Annotated in this window: 7 protein-coding genes; all 7 read left to right on the forward strand. The window is 58.4% G+C overall.

All coding sequences use genetic code 11. From position 1 onward, the window contains the following. The coding region (locus tag C9413_RS26070) for a VOC family protein (protein ID WP_170251097.1) at positions 1-328 on the forward strand (328 nt) is incomplete at its 5' end. A gap of 398 nt (positions 329-726) precedes the next feature. Next, a complete protein-coding gene (locus C9413_RS26075; protein ID WP_039845683.1) occupies positions 727-1,629 on the forward strand; it encodes a branched-chain amino acid ABC transporter permease in 903 nt (300 codons plus the stop codon). Positions 1,630-1,633: 4 nt separating this feature from the next. Continuing rightward, a complete protein-coding gene (gene livM / locus C9413_RS26080) occupies positions 1,634-3,025 on the forward strand; it encodes a high-affinity branched-chain amino acid ABC transporter permease LivM (protein ID WP_039845682.1) in 1,392 nt (463 codons plus the stop codon). Next, the gene (locus C9413_RS26085) at positions 3,025-3,903 is read left to right on the forward strand and encodes an ABC transporter ATP-binding protein (RefSeq protein WP_039845681.1); all 879 of its coding nucleotides are present in this window, start codon (positions 3,025-3,027) and stop codon (positions 3,901-3,903) included. The genes livM and C9413_RS26085 overlap by 1 nt, the downstream gene beginning before the upstream one ends. Further along, positions 3,903-4,631 carry an ABC transporter ATP-binding protein gene (locus C9413_RS26090; protein WP_022716961.1) on the forward strand — a complete coding sequence of 243 codons (729 nt, stop codon included), beginning with the start codon at positions 3,903-3,905 and terminating at the stop codon, positions 4,629-4,631. Before C9413_RS26085 ends, C9413_RS26090 begins: the two co-directional genes overlap by 1 nt. Before the next feature lie 24 nt (positions 4,632-4,655). After that, a complete protein-coding gene (locus tag C9413_RS26095; protein WP_039845680.1) occupies positions 4,656-5,009 on the forward strand; it encodes a DUF6867 family protein in 354 nt (117 codons plus the stop codon). A 120-nt stretch (positions 5,010-5,129) separates the two neighbouring features. Then, positions 5,130-6,251 (forward strand): branched-chain amino acid ABC transporter substrate-binding protein, encoded by a 1,122-nt coding sequence (locus C9413_RS26100; protein WP_039845679.1) that lies wholly within the window; start codon positions 5,130-5,132, stop codon positions 6,249-6,251. Positions 6,252-6,274 lie beyond the last annotated feature (23 nt).

A 6,274-nucleotide genomic window follows, 5' to 3' on the forward strand; every position in this document is an offset into this window, starting at 1 on the left:
GGCCGATATGCTGGGCCTGTCGCCGCCGCGGCGGTGGGGGCCGTTCCACATGGTCACGACCGACAACGATGCCAATCTCGACTATATGGATACGAAGGGTGAGATCGTAAGCCAACACTACGCCTTCCTTGTCGGCGACGCTGAATTCAACGCGATATTCAATCGAATTCGAGAGCGGAACCTGCGCTACTGGGCCGATCCCGGCCAGAGAAAGCCAAGCGAAACCAATGACCACGACGGTGGACGCGGTCTCTATTTCGAAGATCCGAACGGTCACCTGCTCGAAATCATCACGCGTCCTTATGGCAGCGGCGGCTGGAATCCGTGAAAGTTGGCACTGGCGCATTTGCTAATTGCAACGCCCGGCAGGCCGTTCGTTTGAAACGTTTTTCGCGTCCGGCCTTTGAATTTCGTAGGAATTTGCCAAAAGTTCCGGTTTTATGGAATAAGTGCCATGCTTAAAGCTGCCCGCCTCGCAGGCGATTTGGTTAATCCACAGCCGGTTTCTGGCTAAAATTTCCTCAGGGAATGCCTCTTTAGTGTGGATTTTGGGCGGAAACGCGCCATTTACGTCCGTTTCGCCAAGAATCTGACCCAGTAAAGCCTTTTTGTCTTCACATTTTCACGGAAAACGGTATGGATGCCGCATATGAGGTTCCGATAAAAGGGAACTACAGACCAAAAAGAGATGCAGTCATGTTGGCTCGCATCCAGGGGAAATGACATATGGAGTATTTCGTCCAGCAGCTCTTCAATGGGCTGACGCTCGGATCCATCTATGGCCTTGTCGCTATTGGCTACACGATGGTTTATGGCATTATCGGCATGATCAATTTCGCCCATGGCGATATCTTCATGCTCGGTGGTTTTGCCGCTCTTATCGTCTTTCTCGTTCTCACATCCATCTTTGCAGGCGTTCCGGTCGCAGTTCTTCTGCTGCTGATGCTTATCGTTGCGATGCTGATGACGAGTTTATGGAATTGGACGATCGAGCGTGTTGCATACCGGCCGCTGCGCGGTTCCTTCCGCCTGGCGCCGCTGATCACCGCGATCGGCATGTCGATCACCCTGTCCAACTTCATCCAGGTGACGCAGGGTCCGCGCAACAAGCCGATTCCGCCGCTCGTCGGTTCGGTTTATAATATCGGCGGTATTTCGATCTCGCTGAAGCAGATCATCATCATCGTCATCACCGTGGTGCTGCTGGCCGCCTTCTGGTACATCGTCAATCGCACGGCGCTCGGACGCGCCCAGCGCGCGACGGAGCAGGACCGCAAAATGGCCGCTCTTCTCGGCGTCAATGTCGATCAGACGATCTCCATCACCTTCATCATGGGCGCGGCACTCGCCGCAGTCGCCGGCACGATGTACCTGATGTATTATGGCGTCGCCTCGTTCAACGACGGCTTCACGCCGGGCGTCAAGGCGTTTACCGCAGCCGTTCTCGGCGGCATCGGCTCTTTGCCGGGGGCTGTTCTCGGCGGACTGATGATCGGCCTCATCGAATCGCTTTGGTCCGCCTATTTCACGATCGCCTACAAGGATGTCGCGACTTTTGCGATCCTCGCTTTCGTCCTGATCTTCAAGCCGACCGGCATTCTCGGACGGCCGGAAGTCGAGAAGGTATAACATCATGGCAAACATCGAAAATCCTGCTGGCAAGCTCGCACCCGGGCTTGTCCAGAAAGGCCTTACGGAAGCTTTATTCGCGGCCCTCCTTTCTCTCGGTCTGTTCGTTCTCTATGTCGGCCTCAAGACCGACCAGAACATCAACAACGAGCTCATCATCGTTCAGCGGTGGGGCCTGCTTGCGATCTTTGTGGCGATCGCCGCGATCAGCCGCTTCGTCATCGTCGTTTTCGTCAAGCCGAACATCGACAAGCGCAAGCTTGCCAAGGCGAAGCACGGCGAGCTCGACATCTCGACCGAGAAGGGTTTTCTCCGTCAGCATTTCCTGAAAATCGCGCTTGTCGCACTTCTGCTCTATCCGGTGGCCATCTACGCGGCCTTCGGCGCGCAGGGCTCGCTGAAATGGGTCGACAACTTCGGCATCCAGATTCTCATCTATGTGATGCTCGCATGGGGCCTTAACATCGTCGTCGGCCTTGCCGGTCTGCTCGACCTCGGTTACGTCGCCTTCTACGCGGTCGGTGCCTATTCCTATGCGCTGCTCTCCAGCTATTTCGGCCTGTCCTTCTGGCTTCTGCTGCCGATGTCGGGCATCCTGGCGGCGCTTTGGGGTGTCATCCTCGGCTTCCCCGTCCTGCGTTTGCGCGGCGACTATCTCGCCATCGTGACGCTCGCATTCGGTGAAATCATCCGTCTCGTGCTCATCAACTGGACGGCTGTGACCAAGGGTACCTTCGGCATCTCCGGCATCCCGAAGGCGACGCTGTTCGGCATTCCCTTCGATGCGACGTCGGGCGGCTTTGCCAAGCTCATGGGCCTTCCAATGTCGTCGGCCTATTACAAGATCTTCCTCTTCTATCTGATCCTGGGACTTTGCATGCTGACGGCCTACGTCACGATCCGGCTTCGCCGCATGCCGATCGGTCGCGCCTGGGAAGCGCTGCGCGAAGACGAAATCGCCTGCCGTTCCCTCGGCATCAATACGGTCACGACCAAGCTCACAGCCTTTGCGACGGGTGCGATGTTCGGCGGCTTTGCCGGCTCGTTTTTTGCAGTGCGCCAGGGCTTCGTCTCTCCGGAATCCTTCGTCTTCCTCGAATCGGCCGTCATCCTGGCCATCGTCGTCCTCGGCGGCATGGGCTCGCTGACCGGTATTGCGATTGCTGCGCTCGTCATGGTCGGCGGGACGGAATTGCTGCGCGAGATGGACTTCCTGAAAGCCGTCTTCGGTCCGGATTTCACGCCGGAACTCTACCGCATGCTTCTCTTCGGGCTCGCCATGGTCGTTGTCATGCTGTTCAAGCCGCGCGGCTTCGTCGGCTCGCGTGAACCGACTGCCTTCCTCAAGGAGCGCAGGGCAGTTTCCGGAAGCTTTATCAAGGAGGGGCACGGCTGATGAGCCCCGTAGAAATGACGACAATGTCCAGCGATACCCTGCTCAAAGTCGAGCATCTGTCGATGAGGTTCGGTGGCCTCATGGCCATCAACGACCTCTCCTTCGAAGCCAAGCGCGGTGATATTACCGCGCTGATCGGCCCGAACGGTGCCGGCAAGACCACCGTCTTCAACTGCATCACCGGCTTCTACAAGCCGACGATGGGAATGATCACACTGAACCAGCAGAGCGGTAAGCAGTACCTGCTCGAGCGCCTGCCGGATTTCCGCATCACCAAGGAAGCCCGGGTCGCTCGTACCTTCCAGAACATCCGCCTGTTCTCGGGCCTCACCGTTCTGGAGAACCTGCTCGTTGCCCAGCACAACAAGCTGATGAAGGCATCGGGCTATACGATCCTCGGCCTTCTCAACATCGGCCCTTACAGGAAAGAGGCTGCAGCATCCATCGAGCTCGCACGCTTCTGGCTGGAAAAGGCCGATCTGATCAGCCGCGCCGACGACCCTGCAGGCGATCTGCCCTATGGCGCGCAGCGGCGTCTCGAAATCGCCCGCGCCATGTGCACCGAGCCGGAATTGCTCTGCCTGGACGAGCCCGCCGCCGGCCTCAATCCACGTGAATCGGCGGCTCTCAACGCACTGCTGCAGGGAATTCGCGCCGATACCGGTACGTCGATCCTGCTCATCGAACACGATATGTCGGTGGTCATGGAAATCTCCGACCATGTCGTGGTGCTGGAATACGGGCAGAAGATTTCCGATGGCACGCCGGATCATGTGAAGAACGACCCGAGGGTCATCGCGGCCTATCTCGGTGTCGAGGACAAGGAAGTGGAAGAGGTCATCGCAACTGTCGAGAGCCTCGAAGGGGGCGCAAACTGATGGCCGGCGAACAGCTTCTCAAGGTTCAGGGCGTCGAAACCTATTACGGCAATATCCGTGCGCTCGCGGGCATCGATGTCGACGTCAACAAGGGTGAGATCGTCAGCCTCATCGGCGCCAACGGCGCTGGCAAGTCGACGCTGATGATGACGATCTGCGGCAGCCCGCAGGCGCGCACCGGCGCGGTGATCTTCGAAGGGCGCGACATCACTCGCATGCCGACGCACGACATCGCGCGGCTTCGCATTGCGCAGTCGCCGGAAGGCCGCCGCATCTTCCCGCGGATGACGGTCACGGAAAACCTGCAGATGGGTGCGGGCCTCGACAACCTCAAACATTTCAACGAGGACGTCGAGAAGATCTTCACGCTGTTCCCGCGCCTTAAGGAACGCCACGCGCAGCGCGGCGGCACGCTTTCGGGCGGCGAGCAGCAGATGCTGTCAATCGGCCGTGCGCTGATGGCGCGCCCGAAGCTCCTGCTTCTCGACGAGCCGTCGCTCGGTCTCGCGCCGCTGATCGTCAAGGGTATTTTCGAGGCGATCAAAAAGCTCAACGAGCAGGAAGGCCTCACCGTTTTCCTCGTCGAGCAGAATGCATTTGCTGCCCTGAAGCTCTCGCACCGCGCTTACGTGATGGTGAACGGCAAGGTAACGATGAGCGGGTCCGGCAAGGAACTGCTCGCCAATCCGGAAGTCCGTGCCGCCTATCTCGAAGGCGGAAGACATTGAGCCGGGCAGAAGGGAGAGTTTGATATGCAGGGACTTTTCTTCGAACCGGATACGGGCGTGCGGATGGTCATCCGCGGGCTGGTCGTGCTGATCGGGTTCTGGACGGCATGGCGCGCCGGCAGGGCTGCAGCTGAAAGCTGGAGCAACTATCCGCTGGTCGTCGTTTACACCTTCCTGCTCGCCTGGGTGATGCAGTTCCTGCATCATGCGCTCTTCAACGGGCCGATGCTCAGCGCCTTCTTTTACATCATCGATTTCGTGCTGCTGCTCGTCTTCTCGACGGCGGGTTTCCGTTATCGCCGCACCAATCAGATGGTCAACAACTATTACTGGCTGTACGAAAAAACTTCCGCGTTCTCGTGGAAGGACAAACATTGACAGTCCGTTGAAACTAGGCATGAATTGCCTTCAGAGTGGAACAGCTTTCCTGGCGCAGTCAATGGTGGGTAATGCGCCGGGCCTTGGACCGGAACCCGCCCAAAAATTGGGAGTAAAAATATGAAGAAATCTCTTCTGTCGGCAGTGGCACTGACGGCGATGGTCGCCTTCAGCGGCAACGCCTGGGCCGACATTCTCATTGGCGTCGGCGGTCCTTTGACTGGCCCGAACGCTGCGTTCGGCGCTCAGCTTCAGAAGGGGGCCGAGCAGGCAGCCGCTGATATCAACGCCGCAGGCGGCATCAACGGCGAGCAGATCAAGCTCGAACTCGGTGACGATGTCTCCGACCCGAAGCAGGGCATCTCGGTCGCCAACAAGTTCGTCGCTGACGGCGTGAAGTTCGTGATCGGCCACTTCAACTCGGGCGTCTCGATCCCGGCGTCTGAAGTCTATGCTGAAAACGGCATCCTCGAAATCACCCCGGCTGCAACGAACCCGGTGTTCACCGAGCGCGGCCTGTGGAACACATTCCGTACCTGCGGCCGTGACGACCAGCAGGGCGCGATTGCCGGCAAATATCTTGCCGATCATTTCAAGGACGCCAAGATCGCTGTCGTTCACGACAAGACACCTTACGGTCAGGGTCTTGCCGACGAGACCAAGAAGTCTCTGAACGCTGCTGGCGTTACCGAAGCCATGTATGAAGGCATCAATGTCGGCGACAAGGACTTCTCCGCTCTCATCGCAAAGATGAAGGAAGCCGGCGTCTCGATCATCTATTGGGGTGGTCTGCACACCGAAGCCGGTCTCATCATCCGTCAGGCTGCCGACCAGGGCCTGAAGGCAACGCTCGTTTCGGGCGACGGTATCGTCTCGAACGAACTTGCTTCCATCGCTGGCGACGCAGTTGCCGGTACGCTGAACACCTTCGGCCCGGATCCGACGATCAACCCGGCCAACAAGGAACTCGTTGAGAAGTTCAAGGCTGCCGGCTTCAACCCGGAAGCTTACACTCTCTACTCCTACGCTGCCATGCAGGCGATCGCCGGTGCTGCCAAGGCGGCCGGTTCGACCGATGCGGAAGCCGTCGCAACCGCGATGAAGGAAAAGGGTCCGTTCCCGACCGTTCTCGGCGACATCTCCTTCGACGAAAAGGGTGACCCGAAGATTCCGGGCTACATCATGTACGAATGGAAGAAGGGTCCGGACGGCAAGTACAGCTACTTCCCGCAGAGTATGTAAGCTTCGCTTGCACGGTCCAGTAC

The organism is Rhizobium sp. SEMIA 4085, from assembly GCF_013004495.1.
GTDB lineage: Bacteria > Pseudomonadota > Alphaproteobacteria > Rhizobiales > Rhizobiaceae > Rhizobium > Rhizobium gallicum.